16 protein-coding genes are annotated in these 18495 nt (G+C 68.3%); 13 read left to right on the top strand and 3 right to left on the bottom strand.

Features of this window, described 5'->3' with window-relative positions; translation table 11 throughout:
- Nucleotides 1-11: 11 nt before the first annotated feature.
- The 3 genes from BM175_RS01080 (at nucleotide 12) to BM175_RS01070 (ending at nucleotide 5407) form a co-directional block, all read left to right on the top strand.
- Complete coding sequence (locus BM175_RS01080) at nucleotides 12-1136, top strand: metallophosphoesterase family protein (RefSeq protein WP_244545816.1); 1125 nt, start codon at nucleotides 12-14, stop codon at nucleotides 1134-1136.
- Nucleotides 1137-1140: 4 nt separating this feature from the next.
- The gene (locus BM175_RS01075; protein ID WP_090958164.1) at nucleotides 1141-3771 is read left to right on the top strand and encodes an AAA family ATPase; all 2631 of its coding nucleotides are present in this window, start codon (nucleotides 1141-1143) and stop codon (nucleotides 3769-3771) included.
- 391 nt (nucleotides 3772-4162) lie between these two features.
- On the top strand, nucleotides 4163-5407 hold the full coding sequence (locus BM175_RS01070; protein WP_090958162.1) for a porin: 1245 nt from the start codon (nucleotides 4163-4165) through the stop codon (nucleotides 5405-5407).
- 726 nt (nucleotides 5408-6133) lie between these two features.
- Here the strand turns inward: BM175_RS01070 and BM175_RS01065 are convergent.
- Entirely contained in the window at nucleotides 6134-8338 is a 2205-nt protein-coding gene (locus tag BM175_RS01065) for a lytic transglycosylase domain-containing protein (protein WP_090958160.1), read from the bottom strand.
- A gap of 286 nt (nucleotides 8339-8624) precedes the next feature.
- Between BM175_RS01065 and dapA the strand changes: the two genes are divergently transcribed.
- From dapA to BM175_RS01040, 5 genes are all read left to right on the top strand, one after another.
- Nucleotides 8625-9509, top strand: coding sequence for a 4-hydroxy-tetrahydrodipicolinate synthase (gene dapA, locus BM175_RS01060; RefSeq protein ID WP_090958158.1), 885 nt, complete (start codon nucleotides 8625-8627; stop codon nucleotides 9507-9509).
- Nucleotides 9510-9590: 81 nt separating this feature from the next.
- Nucleotides 9591-10070, top strand: coding sequence for an SsrA-binding protein SmpB (smpB, locus tag BM175_RS01055; protein ID WP_090958157.1), 480 nt, complete (start codon nucleotides 9591-9593; stop codon nucleotides 10068-10070).
- A 66-nt stretch (nucleotides 10071-10136) separates the two neighbouring features.
- Nucleotides 10137-10721: a peroxiredoxin gene (locus tag BM175_RS01050; RefSeq protein ID WP_090958155.1), complete on the top strand. Its 585-nt coding sequence runs from the start codon at nucleotides 10137-10139 to the stop codon at nucleotides 10719-10721.
- Between the two features lie 157 nt (nucleotides 10722-10878).
- A complete protein-coding gene (locus tag BM175_RS22940) occupies nucleotides 10879-11730 on the top strand; it encodes a sensor domain-containing diguanylate cyclase (RefSeq protein WP_090958153.1) in 852 nt (283 codons plus the stop codon).
- A 135-nt stretch (nucleotides 11731-11865) separates the two neighbouring features.
- Nucleotides 11866-12561, top strand: coding sequence for a CHASE3 domain-containing protein (locus BM175_RS01040; RefSeq protein ID WP_090958150.1), 696 nt, complete (start codon nucleotides 11866-11868; stop codon nucleotides 12559-12561).
- Here BM175_RS01040 and BM175_RS01035 read toward each other — a convergent pair.
- Both BM175_RS01035 and BM175_RS01030 read right to left on the bottom strand, forming a co-directional pair.
- Nucleotides 12558-13226: a uracil-DNA glycosylase gene (locus BM175_RS01035; RefSeq protein WP_175526717.1), complete on the bottom strand. Its 669-nt coding sequence runs from the start codon at nucleotides 13224-13226 to the stop codon at nucleotides 12558-12560. The two genes, BM175_RS01040 and BM175_RS01035, sit on opposite strands and share 4 nt — an antisense overlap.
- A 2-nt stretch (nucleotides 13227-13228) precedes the next feature.
- A complete protein-coding gene (locus BM175_RS01030; protein WP_090958148.1) occupies nucleotides 13229-13825 on the bottom strand; it encodes a LabA-like NYN domain-containing protein in 597 nt (198 codons plus the stop codon).
- A gap of 205 nt (nucleotides 13826-14030) precedes the next feature.
- On the opposite strand from BM175_RS01030, the gene rpoZ reads away from it, so the two are divergent.
- From rpoZ to acpS, 5 genes are all read left to right on the top strand, one after another.
- On the top strand, nucleotides 14031-14438 hold the full coding sequence (gene rpoZ, locus BM175_RS01025; protein WP_090958146.1) for a DNA-directed RNA polymerase subunit omega: 408 nt from the start codon (nucleotides 14031-14033) through the stop codon (nucleotides 14436-14438).
- Between the two features lie 118 nt (nucleotides 14439-14556).
- Nucleotides 14557-16749, top strand: coding sequence for a RelA/SpoT family protein (locus tag BM175_RS01020; RefSeq protein WP_090958144.1), 2193 nt, complete (start codon nucleotides 14557-14559; stop codon nucleotides 16747-16749).
- A gap of 39 nt (nucleotides 16750-16788) precedes the next feature.
- On the top strand, nucleotides 16789-17367 hold the full coding sequence (pyrE, locus tag BM175_RS01015; protein ID WP_090958142.1) for an orotate phosphoribosyltransferase: 579 nt from the start codon (nucleotides 16789-16791) through the stop codon (nucleotides 17365-17367).
- 85 nt (nucleotides 17368-17452) lie between these two features.
- Nucleotides 17453-18016 carry a DUF2062 domain-containing protein gene (locus tag BM175_RS01010; RefSeq protein ID WP_090958140.1) on the top strand — a complete coding sequence of 188 codons (564 nt, stop codon included), beginning with the start codon at nucleotides 17453-17455 and terminating at the stop codon, nucleotides 18014-18016.
- Entirely contained in the window at nucleotides 18013-18417 is a 405-nt protein-coding gene (acpS, locus tag BM175_RS01005) for a holo-ACP synthase (protein WP_090958138.1), read from the top strand. The genes BM175_RS01010 and acpS overlap by 4 nt, the downstream gene beginning before the upstream one ends.
- Nucleotides 18418-18495 lie beyond the last annotated feature (78 nt).

Raw genomic sequence — 18495 nt, 5'->3', positions numbered from 1 at the left:
CGAGCGTTTCTGTGATCCGCTTCGTCCACACGGCCGACTGGCAGATCGGCAAGCCGTTCGGCGGCTACCCCGATGAGACGCGCGCCGAGTTGCGCGCCGAGCGTTTCCAGGCCGTGCGCCGCATCGCTGCTCTGGCGCAGGAGCGGGTGGCCGATTTCGTCGTGGTGGCGGGCGACGCGTTCGACGGCAACACGATCTCGGACCGCGACATCCAGCGCACCCTCGATGCGATGGCCGCCTTCTCCGGCCCTTGGGTCTGCCTCCCCGGCAACCACGATCCGGCCGTCAGCGTCTCGGTCTGGTCGCGCCTCCAGCGCTTCGAACATCGGGCGAAAATCGTCGTGGCTGACCGGCCGGAGCCGATCGAGCTGTGCGACGGGCGCGCCGTGGTTCTGCCGGCGCCGCTCGTACGCCATCGCGAGGGTGCCGACCTCACCGAATGGTACGACACGGCCGCAACGCCCTCGAACGTGATCCGTGTCGGGCTCGCGCATGGCGCGGTCGCCAACCGGCTGCCGGCTGCGGCCGAAAGCGGCAATCCGATCGCCGACGACCGCGCCGACCGGGCCCGGCTCGACTATCTCGCGCTCGGCGACTGGCACGGCTTCCTCGAGATCGCGCCGCGCACCGTCTATTGCGGCACGCCTGAGGCCGACCGTTATCCTGCGAACGAACCGGGCTTCGTCGCGCTCGTCGAGATCGACGCGCCGGGCGCCGCGCCGCGCGTCGAGAAGCTGCGCACCGCGCGCTTCGACTGGCGCGCCATGGTGGTGGACGTCCACGGCGACGCTGCCTCGCTCGATCACGCGCTGGCGACGATCCCGTCACCGGGCGAGGCGCTGGTGGACCTCACGCTCCGCGGCACCCTCTCCTTGCGCGAGCGGATCGCCCTCGACGAGACGCTCGCAGGTTGGCAGCGGCGCCTGTTCGACCTGCGCGTGCGCGACGACGACCTTCTCGACGAGCCGGACGAGGAGGATCTCGACCGCATCGACGCGGCCGGCTTCGTGCGCACGGCCGTCGATCGCCTGCGCGCCAAGGCCGCGAGCCGCGAGGACCCGGAGCGCGCGGCCGCCGCGCTGGCGCTCCGCATGATGTTTGCCGAGCACGCCCGGCTCGGACGCCGGGAGGCCTGAGCCGATGTACCTGCGCTCCCTGACGCTCCGCGAGTTCGCGGGCGTGTCGCAGCTGACGCTCGATCGCTTCGAGGACGGCCTCAACGTGGTGGTCGGCGACAACGAGGCCGGCAAGTCCACCGTCCTCACAGCATTGCGCGCCGCTTTCTTCCAGAAGCATCGCTCGAGCGGAGAGGCGACGCGCGCGCTGGTGCCCTATGGCCGGCAGGTCCGTCCCGAGATCGAGATCGGCTTCTCGCTCGGCGGTACCGAATACGAACTCCGCAAAGCCTTCCTTCAGAAGCCCGAGGCCGAACTCTCCTGGCACGGCGGGCGGCTGCAGGGTGACGCCGTCGAGGAGCGTCTCGCCGAACTCCTGCGCTTCACGCATTCGGGTGCGCGCAAGCCGAAGGAGGGCGATTTCGTCGGCACGTTCGGCCTCCTCTGGGTCGACCAGGGGCGCTCGACGGAAGGGCTCGACCTCGGCGCGGGACGCGATGCGGTCACGGCGTCGCTTGAGGGCGAGGTCAGTCAGGTTCTCGGCGGCGAGCGGGGTCGCGCGCTGCTGGCCGCCGCCCGCGCCCGGCAGGAGCGGTTCTTCACCGAGACCCTGCGCGCCAAGGCCGGCTCGCCTCTGCGGGAGGCCGAGGAGCGGCTGGAACGGGCGCGCGAGGACCTGTCCCAGCGCCGCGCGGCGCTCGCCGAATATCGCAGCAAGCTCCAGCGCCTGTCGGACCGGCGTTCGGTACTGCGGTCCTACGAGAAGGACGAGGCGCTGGCGCAGGCCGCGAGCGCTCTCGCCCGCGCCGAGGCCGACCAGCGCCAGCTTGGCGACCTGCGCCGCGACTGCAACGAGGCGGAGCGCGAACTGAAGCACGCGCTGAGCCTGCGCGACCATGCGGGCGAGCGCCTGCGCCGGCGCGAGGCGCTTCTGGCTGCGGCCGCCAAGGCGACCGGGCAGGAGCGGGAGGAAGAGGCGCGTCTGGCCGAGCATCGTGACGCGGTCGAACGGGAGCGGCGGCACGTCGCCGAACTCGAGGGCACGCTCGCCGCGGCGCGCGATGCCTTGGCGACCGCCGAGGCCGAGGCCGAGGCCGCACGCCTTGCGGACGAGCGCACGCGCCTTCGCGACCAGATTGCGAGACTTGAAGCGCAGGTGGCCGAAGGGCGGCGCCTTGCGTCGCAGCTCGAAGCGGTTTCGCGCGCGGGCGACGCCCGTGCCCCGACGCGTCGCGACCTCGGCGAGCTGGAGGAAACCGAACGGGCTTGCCGGGAGGCGGAGATCCGCCTGTCCGCTACATCGCCGACCGTGACCTTCGCGCCGGACGAGGCGGGGGCTGCGGTCCTTGTCGACGGCATGCCGCTCGCAAACCACGAGGCGCGGGTCGTCTCGAAGCCTACCAGCTTCGAAATTCCGGGCTTTGGCCGCGTCACCATCGAGCCGGGCGGCGGGTCCGCCGCGCTGGCCGAAGAAGCGGCGCGCAGCCGCCATCGGCTCGAGAGCCGCCTGCGCGCGCTCGGCCTCGCCAGCGTCGAAGCGGCTCGCCGTGCCCTTCGCGACGCCGAGGAACGCGCCACGGAGACGAAGCGGCTTCGCGACCTCCTGGCGGCACGGCTTCCGTCGGGGCTGGAGGCGGCGGACGCCGAACTCCGTGCGCTCCGCGCGGCGGATGAGCGGTTGCCGACCGTCTTCGATCCGTCGCCTGCCGCCGTCGATCTCGATGCCGTTCGCGCGCTGGCACAGGCGGCGCGGGAGCGGCGGGCGCAAGTAGAGGGCGCGCTCGATGCGGCACGGCGCGATCTCCGCAACGCGGAGACCGATCTCGTCGGCCGCGAGGCGGGCGCTGCCCATCGCCGCGCCGAGGCCGAGCGACTGGCGCGCGAGGCGGAGGAGGCGGAGGCCGGCCGGCCGATCGCCGCGCTGCGCGAGGATCTCGCCGCCACCGAGCTGGAGCGCGCTGCCCGCGAGGCGGTGCTCGACGCCCGGCGCCGCGCGCTCGACGCGGGCGATCCCGAAACCGTGGAGCGCACCGTCGCCGCCAGGCGGCGCGCGCGCGACGAGATCGAGCGGACGCTGAACGCCCTGCGCTCCGAGATCGCCAGCCTCGAGGGCGAGTTGCGGGTGCAGGGCGCGAGCGCCCTCGACGAGGACATCGCGCGCCTGGAGGACGAGATCGAGGCGGCCGAACGCCTGCGCTCGCGTCTGGCGCTCGAAGCCGAGGCGTCCCGCCTCCTGCACCAGACCCTCCTCCAGGCACAGCGCGAGGCGCACGAATCGTGGCTGGCGCCGATCAAGGCGCACGTCACCCCGTATCTGCGCCTGATCCATCCAGATGCCGACATCGCGCTCGACGATGCGACACTGGAACTGACGGGCCTTCGCCGCCGCGGCGTCGACGAGGACTTCCGGCGCCTGTCGGCCGGCGCGCGCGAGCAGGTGGCCGTGGTCACGCGCCTCGCGCTTGCCGACGTCATCAAGAAGGGCGGCCACCCCGCGACCGTGATTCTCGACGACGCGCTGGTGAACACCGACGAGCGTCGGCTGGAGCGCATGCACCACGTGCTGCGCAAGGCGGCGGAAGGACTCCAGGTTATCATCCTGACCTGCCGCGAGCGGGACTTCCGCGACATCGGAGCGCCCATCTTTCGCCTTTGACGCGGCGACCCCAAGGCAAGGGCTAGCGCTCCCGGATGCGTGCCGGCATCTCCACCCCCACGTGGCGGGCTGGTGCGAAGATTGCGCCGGCATCGTCCAAACGCCTGCATCCCAAGGTTTTGGTCAGCCTCGCGCAGGCTTCTCCCGCAAATCGCCGCAATCCCTAATGGCGCGTCAACAAGATCGTGGCGCGTGTGCAACAGCGGTGTGGCCAACACGTCTCCAAGGCGCGCTTATGGCGTTTCCGTGATTGCATCCGAAGCCAGCCTGAATATTCTCACGATCAGAAGAGCGGGGGACGACCCGGACTTCTGCAGGGGATGGGGCAGGGAAGGCTGTCCTTCGAAACAAAAGCCCAACCCTAACCTATAACTTGACTGGAGGTCAGGACATGAACATCAAGAGCCTTCTTCTCGGCTCCGCTGCGGCCCTCGTCGCAGTTTCGGGCGCTCGCGCTGCCGACGCCATCGTGGCCGTCGAGCCGGAGCCGGTCGACTACGTCCGCGTTTGCGACGTCTACGGCAAGGGCTTCTACTACATCCCGGGCACCGAGACCTGCCTTTCGGTCGGCGGTTACGTCCGCTTCCAGGTGAACGTCGCCGGTGACCCGGCCGTCAACCTCGAAGGCGACGACTACCAGCTCGCCAGCCGCGTCCGCGCCCGCCTGAACTTCGACGCCCGCGAAGAGACCGAGCTCGGCACCCTGCGCGCCTTCGCTCGCCTTCAGGCCACCAACACCTCGGGCGCCTCGAACGGCGTCGCGATCGACCAGGCCTACATCCAGCTCGGCGGCCTGCTCATGGGCTACCGTGACTCGCTCTGGTCGTCGGACATCGGCGGCATCGAGGACGGCCTCCTGACCGATACCGACCTCGTGGTCGGCGACTTCAACACCAACCAGGTGTCCTACACCTTCGCCGCCGGCGGCTTCTCGGCCACGATCGGCCTCGAGGACGACGGCACCGGCGACGTGGTTCCGGACATCCACGGCAAGCTCGTCTACTCGGGCGCCTGGGGCGGTGCTTACCTGTCGGCGGTCTACGACGAGACCTTCAACCAGGAAGACCTGAACACCCTCTTCGGTGGCAACTTCGACTTCGTGACGCTCTCGGGCTTCTTCCCGACGCTCCTCCAGGACGGCAACAACGACGCCTTCGCTCTGAAGGGCGGCGTGCTCCTGAAGGACCTTATCGCGCCTGAGTCGCAGCTGAAGATCGAAGGTCACTACGCCTTCGACCCGACGGTCTACGCCTCGATCGATGGTCTGGCCTCGGTCAACACCTTCGCCGCGAACAACCCGAACATCCTGAACCCGACCCCGGGCTCGCTGCCGATCGTTCTGGAGTGGGCTGCTGGCGCCGGTTACGCCCAGGCGTTCGGCAAGCTCGGCCTGGCCGTTTCGGGTCAGTACGGCGAGACCTTCGACACGCAGTTCTTCGCGCTCAGCCCGCTGGGCACGGTGGTTCCGGTCAACCTGTCGGGCGAGTACTACTCGTTCGTCGGCAACGTCGGCTACCAGATCACGAACAACTTCGCGACGCTCGCCGAAGTCTCGTACAAGAACGTCGACTTCGGTGGCCCGATCGGCGACACCGACCAGGTCAACGGCTTCCTGCGCTTCCAGCGCAACTTCTAATCCGAACCCTCGGATCGGAAACGGAAGGGCCCGGCGCAAGCCGGGCCTTTCTGCGTTTGGAGGCTTGTTGCAGCTGGACCATGACGTCGGCAAAGCATGACGCGACGAAGCGTGAGATCGCGGTCCGCCGTGCCCGCCCCGATGAAGCTAACGCGGCCACTCAGCCCGCGTTCGCTTCAGGCTCGCGGTCGTTGTGAGGACACAGTTCCGTCGACGATCGAACGTTCGACAAGCAGCCGAGCCGCCTGCATCGCGGTCAGGCCGGCTTTAGATCAACGTCCGTCAGCCCATCGTTTGAGCGTGCCAAAGCTTCGATGAGGGGCGGATCAGCACGGGTGCCATCTCTGGTGTCGGGTGCGTGTCGTACGTAAGTGGCCGGAGCGCCGCATCCGCTGTGAAGCGACACTACAAGATTGGATGCCAGTTTCCGTCGAACCCCTCGCTGGCGTCGCTGAAACGCAATGCGTAGGCGAGGGCCCGGCCTGCGGTTCGGCTCGGGATGGGCCTATCGGTCGCGCTGCAGGGATTCGAGGACGCGGTCATCCGTCGAGACTGCGCGTGGCCGCCGAAGCGCGTCCCGATCTTGCATTCACACTCTCGTCGTCGCGGACGTCCGGTGAGCCTTGAGACCTGATCTCCCAAGGCTTCCAAACGCTCACATGAAAACGCCCCGACCTTTTCAAGAGGTCGAGGCGTCGATCGTTTGAGGCAAGGGGCAGAGTCCGGCTAGCTGCGGCGGCCGAGGGTCAGGTCGCGCTCGATATCGAAGCCGGCGCCAAGGCGCATCTTGTAGACCTGATAGTTCTCCATCACGCGTTGGACGTAGTTGCGCGTCTCGGTGAAGGGGATCAGTTCGACCCAGTCCACCACCTCGTCGATCGACTTGCGGCGCGGGTCCCCGAAGCGGTCGATCCACTCGCGGGCGCGGCGGGGGCCGGCGTTGTAGGCCGCGAAGGTGAGGATGTAGGACCCGTCGAAGTTCGAGATCTGCTGGCCGAGATACTGGGTGCCGAGCAGCGTGTTGAACGAGACGTCGTTCTGGAGCTTGGAGTCGGAATAGGAAAGCCCGGCGTTCTTGGCGAGGCTGCGGCCCGTCGCCGGCATCACCTGCAGGAGGCCGAGCGCGCCGACCGGCGATTTGGCGGTCGGGTTGAAGGCGCTTTCCTGACGCGCGATCGCATAGGCCAGCGCCTTGCCGGACGCCGAGATGTTGGCGCTCGCCGGGATGACGCCGACTGGGAAGGCGAGGGCGGGCGCGTCGACGCCGCGCGAATAGGCCGCCTTGCCGACGCCGAGCGCCAGGCTGTGGTCACCGCGTTTCTCGGCCATCGAGGCGAGGATCGCGAGTTCGCCGGGGCTGTTCAACTCGTCCGCCAACGCCTTATAGAGGCTGTCGGCGCGCCAGGCGGAGCCGATCGATTCCAGCCGCTTGATCGCCTGCACCGCCTCGCGGTTCTCGAACGCGCGGCGCTCGCCGGCCGAGGGCGAGGGATAGCTGATCTCGCCGGGCGAGCGCCCGAGCTTGGCGGCCGCAAGCTGACCATAGTAGGTCGCGCCAAAGCGCGCCGCCCGTGCGTAGAGGTCACGCGCGTTGCCGCCGCCGCCGGCCTCGGCCGCGCGGCCCATCCAGTAGTAGGCGCGCGACTGCGTGAGGGGCCGCGATGAAATCTGGCTGATGCGGGCAAAGTGCTTGGCGGCCGTGGACGGGTCGTTGAGATAGCGCAGCGCGTACCATCCCGAATGGAACTCCGCCTCCACCGCCTCGGTCACGCCTTCCGCCGAATGAGCGGCGACGAGACGATAGGCGGCCTTGCGCTCGCCCTTCTCGAGCAGCATGCGCGAGATGATGCGGCGCTCGTTCCACCAGGCGTCGCCGTCGACGAGCGAAGCGCGGTCGCGTGGCGCCTTTTCCAGAATCGCGGCGGCTTCGAGGATGCGGTCCTTCTTGCGAAGGTTCTCGGCGGCCGTGAACAGGTAGCTCGGATCGGACTTCAGGCTCGGATGCACGGCGGCCAGAAGCAGATCGGCGTTGCCCGCGCCCTGGATCGAGGCCGCGCGCGCCTTGAACAGGGACTCGGCGCCCGCCATCGTCGCAACGCGCGACGCGTCGCCGACGCGGTCGGCATAGAGCAGCTTGTCCATGCGATACTTGTGGTCGGCGCGGGTCAGGAGCGTGCCGAAGGTCGTCAGCATGCGCTGCTCGAGCGCCTTGTCGAGACGGTCGTTGCGCCAGGAGTGGACAATCAGTTCCTTCGCCTTGCCGGCCTGGCCGAGCGCCAGATAGGCCTGCGCGAGCGCCATCGCGCCCTCGGGGGTCTGCGGGCGGTCGCTGGCGAAGGCCGACACGACGTCGCGCGCCGGCATCGGGTCGCGCAGCAGGGCGCGCTCGAGATTGGCGCGGATCGTCGACATGCCGGGCCAGCCGCGCAGTTCGATCGCGGTGTGGGCGATTTCGGCCGCCGGCACGTCGCTGGTGCCGCGCAGCGCGATCGCCCAAGACATGATGTGCCGGTCGAGCGAGCCGGGCGCCATGCCCTCGCGGATCGCGAGCGCGCGGCGGATGTCGCGATGCGTGGCGTCGAGACCGGTCTGCAGATCGCCGCGCATCGGGGTGACGCTGGAGGCACGCGCGCCCATCGCGGCGATCGATGACGTGAAGGCCATCGCGTCGGCGGGCGAGGAGGGTGCGGCGCCGGCAGCGCTCGGGGTCGGCGCGCGGCGCACCAGCGGGTTGGCCGACGGGGCAGGCTGCGGCGTGCCGAAGCGACCGGCATCCGGCTCGGCCTCCTTGCGGCCGAAGAGCTTCGGCATCTTCATTTCGGGAAGACCCAGCCGCGGCATCTCGAACGAATTAACGGGTGCCGTTCCAGTGAGCAGCACGGAGAGGAGGACCGGCACGATCAGGGCCTTGGCGCGGGTCGAATGGGTCATGGGGCCTCCTGCTGCAATGCTGCCACACGTTCGCGGCCGACCGCGCGCATGGTTGATCAAAGCTTGCCTGATCGCGGTGAAGAAGGCGTAAACCCTTCTCGGGCCCGATCATGCCCTTCGCTTGTTTCGCGGACATGGCTTCTTTATGGTGCGCCCGTCCGCGCGGACGATCGGTCACGGGCCGGTCGTCCGACGAGCGGCGCGGGCGCGATACGCCCGCCGCCCGACCCGAGCACGCCCGACGTCGCTTCGGCACCATTATCCGCACGTCGACGGGAGTGACGACATGACCTTCAAGGGTTCGATGACGGCCCTGGTAACGCCGTTCGCCGAGGACGGCAGCCTCGACGAAGCCGCGTTCCGCGCCCTGGTCGAATGGCAGATCGCCGAGGGCACGCACGGCCTCGTGCCGGTCGGCACCACGGGCGAAAGCCCGACCCTGACGCATGACGAGCACAAGCGCGCGGTCGAGATCTGCGTCGAGACGGCGGCCGGCCGCGTGCCGGTCATCGCGGGCGCCGGCTCCAACAACACGGTCGAGGCGATCGATCTCGCGCGCTTTGCCGAGAAGGCCGGCGCCGACGGGATTCTTGTCGTCACGCCCTACTACAACAAGCCGACGCAGCGCGGCCTCTACGAGCATTACGCCGCGATCGCGCGCGCGGTCTCGACGCCGATCATCATCTACAACATCCCGCCGCGCTCGGTGGTCGACATGACCCCGGAGACGATGGGGCGCCTCGCGCACGACTTTGCCAACATCGTGGGCGTGAAGGACGCGACGGCCAAGCTCGATCGCGTTCCCGAGCAGCGCATCACCTGCGGCAAGGATTTCATCCAGCTGTCGGGCGAGGATGCGACCGCGCTCGGCCACATCGCCCATGGCGGGCGCGGCTGCATCTCGGTGACCGCCAACGTCGCGCCCCGCCTGTGCTCGGAGTTCCAGGAGGCGTGCCTTGCCGGCGACTTCGCCAAGGCCCTCGACTACCAGGACCGCCTGATGCCGCTGCACAAGGCGATCTTCATGGAGCCGGGCGTCTCGGGCACGAAGTACGCCCTGTCGCGCCTCGGCAAGGGGCGCAATCGCGTCCGCCTGCCGCTGGTCCCGGTGGAGGCCGCGACGCAGGACGCGATCGACGCGGCGCTCCGCCATGCCGGCCTTCTGAATTGATCCAGGGGCCCTTGCGGCCCATCTAAGGGGACGGCGCCGGCTTCCGGCGCGTCCTCCTCCATACCGGGCGCCCCGATCCTCATGGCCAAGTCGCCGAAGTCCAAGTCCAATATCGCTGCCGAAAACCGCAAGGCACGCTTCAACTACGAGATCATCGACACGCTGGAGGCCGGTCTCGTGCTGACGGGGACCGAGGTCAAGTCGCTGCGGCTCGGCAAGGCGATGATCGCCGAGTCCTATGCCACGGAGGAGGACGGCGAGATCTGGCTGATCAACTCCTACGTGCCGGAATACCTGCAGGCCAATCGCTTCAACCACGAGCCGAAGCGCCGGCGGAAGCTCCTCGTCCACAAGACGCAGCGCAATCGGCTGGCCGGGGCGGTACAGCGCGACGGCATGACGCTCGTGCCGCTGAAGATCTACTTCAACGACCAGGGCCGCGCGAAGCTGGAACTCGCCGTCGCCAAGGGCAAGAACGCGCCCGACAAGCGCGAGTCGATGAAGGAACGCGACTGGAACCGGCAGAAGCAGCGCGTCATGAAGGAAGCCGGCCGGGACTGACGTCGGCCCTTGCACTCCGCGAGGCGAGGGGTAACCTTGCCGGACGATGCCGGGGAGGGCTGAGCGATGACCGACCTCAACAGTCTGCCGGAAGGTCTTGAGCCGCCGACCGACGAAGGCGGCGCTGCTCATCTCGTCGGGCGGAGACTGCCGTCCGTCGCCCTGCCGTCGACGGCCGGGGGGCGTGTCGATCTCGGCGGTCTCAAGGGCCTTGTCGTCCTCTACGCCTACCCGATGACCGGTCGTCCCGGCGCACCGCTGCCGGGTGGCTGGAACGAAATTCCGGGTGCGCGGGGCTGCACGCCGCAGGCCTGTTCGTTCCGCGACCATTGGCAGGAGCTGCGCGAACTCGGCGTCTCAGCCGTCTTCGGCGTTTCCACCCAGACCACCGCCTACCAGCGGGAAGCCGCCGAGCGCCTGCACCTGCCGTTTCCGCTCCTGTCGGATACGGATCTCTCGCTGCAGGAGATGCTGGAACTGCCGACCTTCGAGGTGGACGGGGATACGCTTCTGAAGCGTCTCACCCTGATCGCGCGCGACGGCGAGATCGTGGCGGCCCTCTATCCCGTCTTCCCGCCCGACCGCAGCGCAGCGGACGTCATCGGCTGGCTGCGCAGCCACGCCGGTGCGGGGCGGCACGCGACGCATTGATCGGCTGACGGGTTTAAGACTCGATCCTGTCGCGCCGGACTGACGAAGCGAGAGGTCTGAAGGATTGCTTGCTGCGATCGCGAGACTTCGCGCCGACCGTCGACCGCTTCCTTCACGCGCCCCGGCTACCCTCAGAGGGCAAGTCAGGGAGTTGGCCATGCCGGTCGTCGATGTGAGATTGTTAGCTGCACCGGCCTTTTCGCTGTCGATCGGCGTCGACGGCGTGATGCGCTACGCCGGGGTGAACGACAGCCTCTGCCGCCTGACGGGTCTCGATGCCGCCGATCTCGTCGGGCGAACTCCGTCGGAATGCCTCTCCTCGGAGATCGCCGCGCATGTCGAGACGCAGTACCGGCACTGCCTGAAGCTCGGCTCGATCTACGAGTACGAGGAGCATCTCGATCTGCCGGGCGGGGCGAAATGGTGGCGTACCGCGCTGTCGCCGATCCTCGATCCGGCGACGGACACTGCGACCGGCCTGTTCGGCATGTCGTCCGACATCACGGATCGAAAGCGCGACGAGCTGGAATTGCGCAGCGCGGCGTTCAAGGACCCGTTGACCGGCATCTGCAACCGCCGCCGCTTCGACCGCGACCTGGATCTCGCCGTATCCGGCGCACTCGAGGCGGGCCGCATCTTCGCTCTCGTGCTGGCGGACGTCGATCGGTTCAAGCCGATCAACGACACCTATGGCCATGCGGCGGGCGACACCGTGCTTCAGGAACTGGCAGGCCGGCTGGCGAAGGGCATCCGCTCCACCGACCGTCTGGCACGCATCGGCGGCGACGAATTCGCCGCGATCCTCTGGGTCGACAGCGAGGCGGCGACCGACGAGGCGATGCAGCGCCTGCGGTTCCATCTCGACGAGCCGATGCGGGTCCAAGACCGCGCCATGAGGGTCGGCATGAGCTTCGGCACCGTCCTCTGGCGGCCGGGCATGACGACGGCGGGCATTCTGGCCGAAGCCGACCGTGCCATGTATCGCGAGAAACGGGCGATCGCGGCCTGATTCGCCGCTTGGGGGCGACCCGATACCGCCGACGCGTTCTGCGATCGGGGCCCGGACCCTTGCTCGATCCGTCCTCCGCCCAAAAATGGGGGAGTTGAAGGCGCCGAGCGCTCGGGCGCCGCGGAGATCGAGACGATGGCCTTGCCGACATGGGCGGAGATCAGGAAGCGGTGGCTGACGCGCGCCCTCGTCCTGCGGTCCGTGCCGGTCGGGGTCGTGATCCTCGCCGGCGTCATCGCCACGACCTGGACCCATTCGCTGCTCGATGACCACCGCGACCTCGTGGTCCACACCTACCGCGTGATCGACAACACCAAGGATCTCCTCATCGCGCTCGACGATGCCGAGACGGGCGAGCGCGGGTTCCTGATCAGCGGCGAGCGACGCTTCCTCGACCCCTACGAGAAGGCGCTGGATCGGATGGAGCCGATCCGCACCCAGCTGCGACAACTGATTTCCGACAATCCCTCGCAGATTGCGCGGACCGACCATTTGAGCCTTCTGGTCGACCGGAAGCTCGCGGAACTCGCCGAGTCCGTCACCCTCTATGAGCAGGTGGGCTTTCCCGCCGCGCAGAAGCAGTCCGTCGCGATGATGGAGCGCGCGACGATGGACGAGATCCGGCGTGTGATCGGCGACATCACCGAGACGGAGAAGGCGCTTCTCGCCACGCGGGACGCCTTGGTGGACCGCGACGAGAACCGGGTGCGCCTCGTCGCGATCCTCATCGCGCTCGCCTCGCTCGTGGTCCGCACCGGTGTCGAGTTCCACCTCGCGCGCTGGGAACGCAAGAAGCGGCTGACCCTGCCGCCGGCCTCCGTCGCCCGCTAGCCGAGCCGCGCCCGCGCCTTTTCGAACACGGCCTCGAACATGGCCGGCGTCAGGACGCCGGTGTTCGTGTTGTAGCGCGAGCAATGGTAGCTCGACACGATCGTATAGCCGCCGGCCTCATGCTCGCCGCCATGGCTGAAGGGGGCATCCTTCAGCCGGACCCCGAGGGCCCGCAGCGTCGAATCGTGGGCGATGCGGCCGAGCGTGACGAGGACGCGAAGGCGCGGCAGGGCGTCCAGTGTCGGGGTCAGGAAGCGGCGGCAGGTGTTGATCTCGGCGCCCGTCGGCTTGTTCTCCGGCGGCACGCAGCGCACAGCATTGGTGATCGCCGCGCCGCGGAGTTCGAGGCTGTCGTCCGGACGCGCTTCGAACTCGCCCGTCGCAAAGCCGTACCGCTTCAGCGTCGCGTAGAGGAGGTCGCCGGCATAGTCGCCAGTGAACGGACGACCGGTGCGGTTGGCACCGCGAACGCCGGGTGCGAGGCCGACGACTAGAAGCTCGACCGTCTCGGCGCCCTCGCGCGGCAGGAACGTGTCGACCGGCGCATTGTACCAGTCCGGCTCTCGTGCCTGCCATTCATGGCGGAAGGCCGCGAGCCGCGGGCAGAGGGGGCAGTCGGCCGGCGGCGTCGCGCCGGGCAGGGATGGGGAATGGACGGGGGGCACGATCAGACGTCGCCGTCGTCGCGGCGATCCGCTTCGCCTTCGGAGCGGCGGGCGAGGCGGGCTTCGCGCTCGGCCTGACTGCGGGCGATCTCGGGTTGCAGCGTGCGCAGCTCGATGAACGTGTCGGCCTGCCGGCGCAGGTCGTCGGCGATCATCGGCGGCTGCGTCGCGAGCGTCGAGACGACCGACACCTTGCGCCCCTTGCGCTGCAGCGCTTCCACCAGCGAACGGAAGTCGCCGTCGCCCGAGAAGATCACGAAATGCTCGATGGTCTCGGCAAGCTCCATCGCGTCGACCGCGAGCTCGATGTCCATGTTGCCCTTGATGCGGCGACGCCCGAGCTGGTCGGTAAACTCCTTGGCCGGCTTGGTCACGACGCGATAGCCGTTGTAGTCGAGCCAGTCGACCAGCGGTCGGATCGAGGAATATTCCTGATCCTCGATGAGGGCGGTGTAGTAGTAGGCGCGCACGAGATTGCCGCGCCCCTGAAAGGCGACGAGCAGCTTCTTGTAGTCGATGTCGAAGGCGAGGGCGCGCGAGGCGGCATACAGATTGGCGCCGTCGATGAAGAGGGCGATCTTCTCGCGGGGTTCGAACATGGCGGCCTTTGAACGGGATCGGCGCGGGAGACGATCCGTCCCGCATCACCCTGAAGAATAGGACGCGGGCGGGGCAAAGGCCAGCCGAACGAACGAATGGCGCGGCCTTCGCGCGCGAACCGGGCGGCTGTCCCCTTGTGCTTCCAAAGTCAAGAGGCTACACGAGGCCCTTCAGCTTACTGCGTCCGTTCCCAAGGAGACAGGCATGGCCCGCGTCACCGTAGAAGATTGCGTCGATAAGGTCGAGAACCGGTTCGAGCTCGTCCTGCTCGCCAGCCATCGCGCGCGCCAGATCGCGCAGGGCCAGCCGATCACGGTGGACCGCGACAACGACAAGAACCCGGTCGTGGCCCTTCGCGAGATCGCCGACGAGACGCTCTCGCCCGACGACCTCAAGGAAGACCTGATCCACTCGCTGCAGAAGCATGTCGAGGTGGACGAGCCCGAGCCGCAGGCGCCGGTCGCCGGTGCGATCGTCGACGCGGGTTCGGAAGGCACCACGACCACGGCGGCCGACGACGACGACAACATCGCCTTCGACCGCATGTCGGAAGACGATCTCCTCTCGGGCATCGAGGGGCTCATTCCGCCGGAGAAGAACGACGATTTCTGACACGCGGAGGGCATCGAGCCCTTCCGGTTTTGCCGCAACGCAACCTATATTGAAGGGGCGCCCGCCGATCCGGCCGGGCGCCCTTTCTTTTTTGCGCTAGCGGAGCAGGCATTCGGGCATGATGCGGCAGTACGAACTCGTCGAGCGTGTGGCGGCCTACAAGCCGAACCTCGACGAGGGCCTTCTGAACCGGGCCTATGTCTATGCGATGCAGAAGCACGGTGCGCAGAAGCGCGTGAACGGCGATCCGTACTTCTCGCACCCGCTGGAAGTCGCCGCGATCCTGACCGAGCTGCATCTCGACGAAGCGACGATCGCGACCGCTCTCCTGCACGACACGATCGAGGACACCGACGCCACCCGCAAGGAACTCGATCAGCTCTTCGGGCAGAAGATCGGGACGCTGGTCGAGGGCCTGACGAAAATCCGGCGGCTCGACCTCGTTTCGCGCAAGACCGCGCAGGCCGAGAACCTGCGCAAGCTGCTGCTGGCGATCGCCGACGACATCCGCGTCCTCCTCGTCAAGCTCGCAGACCGGCTGCACAACATGCGCACGCTTCATCACATGAAGCCGGAGAAGCGCGCGCGCATCGCCGAGGAGACGATGGAGATCTATGCGCCGCTCGCCGGGCGCATGGGCATGCACGACATGCGCGAAGAACTGGAGACGCTGTCGTTCCAGTATCTCAACGCCGAGGCCTTCGCGACGGTCACCGAACGGCTCGCCGAGCTCCGCGAGCGCCACTCCGGGACCATCGCCCAGATCGAGGAGACGCTGACGGCGCGCCTCAGCGAAAAGGGCATCGCCGCCCGCGTGTCCGGCCGGCAGAAGAAGCCCTATTCGGTCTTCAACAAGATGCAGCGCAAGGCGCTGTCGCTCGAGCAGCTGTCGGACATCTTCGGCTTTCGCGTCATCGTCGCCGACGAGGAGGACTGCTACCGCACGCTCGGCATCGTGCATCGCACCTGGCCGCTCGTACCCGGCCGCTTCAAGGATTACATCTCGATCCCGAAGCAGAACGGCTACCGTTCGATCCACACCACGATCGTCGGACCGTCGCGCCAGCGCGTGGAGCTGCAGATCCGCACGCGCTCGATGCACCACGTCAACGAGTACGGCATCGCAGCGCACGAGCTCTACAAGGACGGGCAGGTCGCGCTGTCGACCGAGTCGGAAGCCTATTCCTGGTTGCGGCGCACGATCGAGATGCTGTCCGAAGGCGACACGCCCGAGGAGTTCCTCGAGAACACCAAGCTCGAGCTGTTCCAGGACCAGGTCTTCTGCTTCACGCCGAAGGGGAGGCTGATCGCGCTGCCGCGCGGGGCGACGCCGATCGACTTCGCCTATGCCGTCCATACCGACGTCGGCGACACCTGCGTCGGCTGCAAGATCGACGGGCGCATCATGCCGGTGGTGACCGAACTCACCAACGGCGACGAGGTCGAGATCATCCGTTCCAAGGCCGCGACGCCGCCGCCGGCCTGGGAGAGCGTCGCAGTGACCGGCAAGGCGCGCTCGGCGATCCGCCGCGCGGCGCGCAATGCGATCCGCAAGCAGTATTGCGGCCTCGGGCAGCAGATCCTTGAGCGCACCTTCCACCGTGCGGGCAAGACCTTCACCCGCGACGGGTTGAAGCCCTACCTCGCCAAGGTCGGTTTCCGCGAGCTCGACGATGCGCTGGCCGCCGTCGGGCGGGGCGAGTTGTCCTCGGCCGACGTCTTCCGCGCGGTGCATCCCGACTTTCAGGACAGCCGCGCGGCGAAAAGCGTGCTGCACGCGGAGAAGGACGGCTGGTTCAACATCCGTTCGGCGATCGGCCTCGTGTTCCGCGTGCCCGAGGAGGCCGGCGACGAGAGCCTCGTGCAGCTCCCGATCCGCGGTGCCGTCGGCGACCTGCCGGTGCGCTTCGGGCCGGACGGCGCGGTGCCGGGCGACCGGATCGTCGGCATCTTCGAGCCGGGCAAGGGGATCACGATCTACCCGATCCAGTCTCCGGCGCTGATGGATTTCGACGATTCGCCGAACCGCTGGATCGACGTTCGCTGGGACCTCGACGCGGAGACGACGGCGCGTTTTCCGGCCAAGATCCGCGTCGCCGCGTTGAACGAGCCGGGGACGCTGGCCGAGATCGCCGAGACGATCGCACTCAACGACGCCAATATCCACAACCTTTCGATGACGCAGACGGCCCCGGACCTCACGACCATGGTGCTGGATCTGGAGGTCTGGGACCTGCAGCACCTGACGCGCACGCTCAATCAGTTGCGCGCGAAGACTTGCGTCACGGATGCCATTCGTGTGAACGGCTGATCTCCGAAGGCATACCCCCTGAGGCAGGAACCGTCGGACATGCAGACCGAAGACGTCATCGAGATCTTTCGCAAGGCCGGCGCCTATCTCGAGGGACACTTCATCCTGACCTCGGGACGCCGCAGTCCGGTCTTCCTGCAGAAGGCGCGGGTGTTCATGTACCCGCAATACACCGAGACGCTGTGCAAGGCGCTCGCCGTGAAGCTGCGCGATGCAGTCGACGGGCCGATCGACTATATCGTCGGCCCCGCCGTCGGCGGGTTGATCCCGTCCTACGAGACCTCGCGCCACCTCGGCGCGCCGTCGATCTACGTCGAACGCGAGAACGGCGTCTTTCGCCTGCGCCGGTTCGAGATCCCGCGCGGGGCGCGCGTCGTGATCGTCGAGGACATCGTGACCACGGGCCTGTCGATCCGCGAGACGATCGAGTGCCTGAAGGAACTCGGCGCCGAGGTGCTGGCAGCCGCGTGCGTCGTCGACCGGTCGGCCGGTAAGGTCGACGTCGGCGTGCCGCTGGTGTCGCTGGCCGAGTACGAGGTGCCGAGCTACGCGCCGGACGAATTGCCGCCCGAGCTTGCCGCAATTGCGCCCATCAAGCCCGGTAGCCGCTCGCTCTAGCTCCGTCCCCCGGCACGGGCCGGAGGGCAGGGCGACCGCCGTTCCGCTCCCACGGGTGCCGCTCGTTCCAGGAACCCTTCGCCTCATGCTGTTCAGGCGTCGCCAGCCAGAAACCTTCTCGCAGAAGCTGCGCCTCGCCCTGTGGCCGCGCCGCTCGTGGCGGCGCTCGCTCCTCTACATGAAGAAGCGCGTGCTCCGGCTGCGCGCGACGCCCCATGCGATCGCGGCGGGCGTCGCGGCCGGCGTCTTCGCCACGTTCACGCCGCTTCTCGGCTTCCACTTCGTGATGGCCTTCGTGATCGCCTACCTCGCCCGCGGCAGCCTGCCCGCCGCCGCGCTCGGATGCCTGATCGGCAATCCGTTGACCTATCCGCTGATCTGGGGCGCGACCTACGAGGCGGGACGCTTCCTGACCGCCGCCGAGATCCCGGACGGTCGCGCGCCGGAAAGCCTCGGCGCCGCGCTTTCGCACGGCGATATCGCCGCGATCTGGGGGCCGTATCTCAAACCCATGCTGATCGGCTCGATCCCGCTCGGCCTCTTCTTCGCGCTGGTCTCCTACGGGCTGGTTCTGGTCGGCGTGCGCAGCTTCCAGGCCGCCCGCGCGCAGAAGGCCGGCGGCGCGCCCGCCGCGGAGCCCGCCCCATGATCGTCGGCATCGGCAGCGATCTCATCGACATCCGCCGCATCGAGAAGACGCTGGAGCGCCACGGCGCGCGATTCACGGACCGCGTCTACACGCCGGTCGAGCGCGCCAAGTCCGATCGGAGGGCCCAGCGCGCGGCGTCCTACGCCAAGCGCTTCGCCGCCAAGGAAGCCTGCGCCAAGGCGCTCGGCACCGGGCTGTCGCAGGGCGTCTTCTGGCGCGACATGGGCGTCGTCAACCTGCCGGGCGGCAAGCCGACGATGGCGCTGACCAACGGCGCGGCCGCGCGGCTCCAGTCCCTGATGCCAGCGGGGCACCGCGCGGTGATCCACGTCACCATCACCGACGACTTTCCGCTCGCCCAGGCCTTCGTGATCATCGAGGCGCTGCCGGAGGGGGCGTGACGGGCGGCAAGCCCGTTGCCCAAACGTATACAAGACATTACTAGAGCCGGGGTGCGGCCGAGGGTGCCCACGGCAACC

Origin of the sequence: Aureimonas phyllosphaerae (assembly GCF_900113065.1) — a bacterium.
Classification (GTDB): domain Bacteria; phylum Pseudomonadota; class Alphaproteobacteria; order Rhizobiales; family Rhizobiaceae; genus Aureimonas; species Aureimonas phyllosphaerae.
The sequence above is the reverse complement of the archived record's forward strand: the minus strand, read 5'-3'. Positions and strand labels throughout refer to the sequence as shown.

What these genes read in the sequence shown, in the direction of transcription:
- BM175_RS01070 (WP_090958162.1), top strand. Translation starts at nt 4,163, where the DNA reads ATGAACATCAAGAGCCTTCTTCTCGGCTCCGCTGCGGCCCTCGTCGCA.
- pyrE (WP_090958142.1), top strand. Translation starts at nt 16,789, where the DNA reads ATGCAGACCGAAGACGTCATCGAGATCTTTCGCAAGGCCGGCGCCTAT.
- BM175_RS01050 (WP_090958155.1), top strand. Translation starts at nt 10,137, where the DNA reads ATGACCGACCTCAACAGTCTGCCGGAAGGTCTTGAGCCGCCGACCGAC.
- dapA (WP_090958158.1), top strand. Translation starts at nt 8,625, where the DNA reads ATGACCTTCAAGGGTTCGATGACGGCCCTGGTAACGCCGTTCGCCGAG.
- BM175_RS01065 (WP_090958160.1), bottom strand. Translation starts at nt 8,338, where the DNA reads ATGACCCATTCGACCCGCGCCAAGGCCCTGATCGTGCCGGTCCTCCTC.
- BM175_RS01020 (WP_090958144.1), top strand. Translation starts at nt 14,557, where the DNA reads ATGATGCGGCAGTACGAACTCGTCGAGCGTGTGGCGGCCTACAAGCCG.
- rpoZ (WP_090958146.1), top strand. Translation starts at nt 14,031, where the DNA reads ATGGCCCGCGTCACCGTAGAAGATTGCGTCGATAAGGTCGAGAACCGG.
- BM175_RS01075 (WP_090958164.1), top strand. Translation starts at nt 1,141, where the DNA reads ATGTACCTGCGCTCCCTGACGCTCCGCGAGTTCGCGGGCGTGTCGCAG.
- smpB (WP_090958157.1), top strand. Translation starts at nt 9,591, where the DNA reads ATGGCCAAGTCGCCGAAGTCCAAGTCCAATATCGCTGCCGAAAACCGC.
- BM175_RS01040 (WP_090958150.1), top strand. Translation starts at nt 11,866, where the DNA reads ATGGCCTTGCCGACATGGGCGGAGATCAGGAAGCGGTGGCTGACGCGC.
- BM175_RS22940 (WP_090958153.1), top strand. Translation starts at nt 10,879, where the DNA reads ATGCCGGTCGTCGATGTGAGATTGTTAGCTGCACCGGCCTTTTCGCTG.
- BM175_RS01030 (WP_090958148.1), bottom strand. Translation starts at nt 13,825, where the DNA reads ATGTTCGAACCCCGCGAGAAGATCGCCCTCTTCATCGACGGCGCCAAT.
- acpS (WP_090958138.1), top strand. Translation starts at nt 18,013, where the DNA reads ATGATCGTCGGCATCGGCAGCGATCTCATCGACATCCGCCGCATCGAG.
- BM175_RS01010 (WP_090958140.1), top strand. Translation starts at nt 17,453, where the DNA reads ATGCTGTTCAGGCGTCGCCAGCCAGAAACCTTCTCGCAGAAGCTGCGC.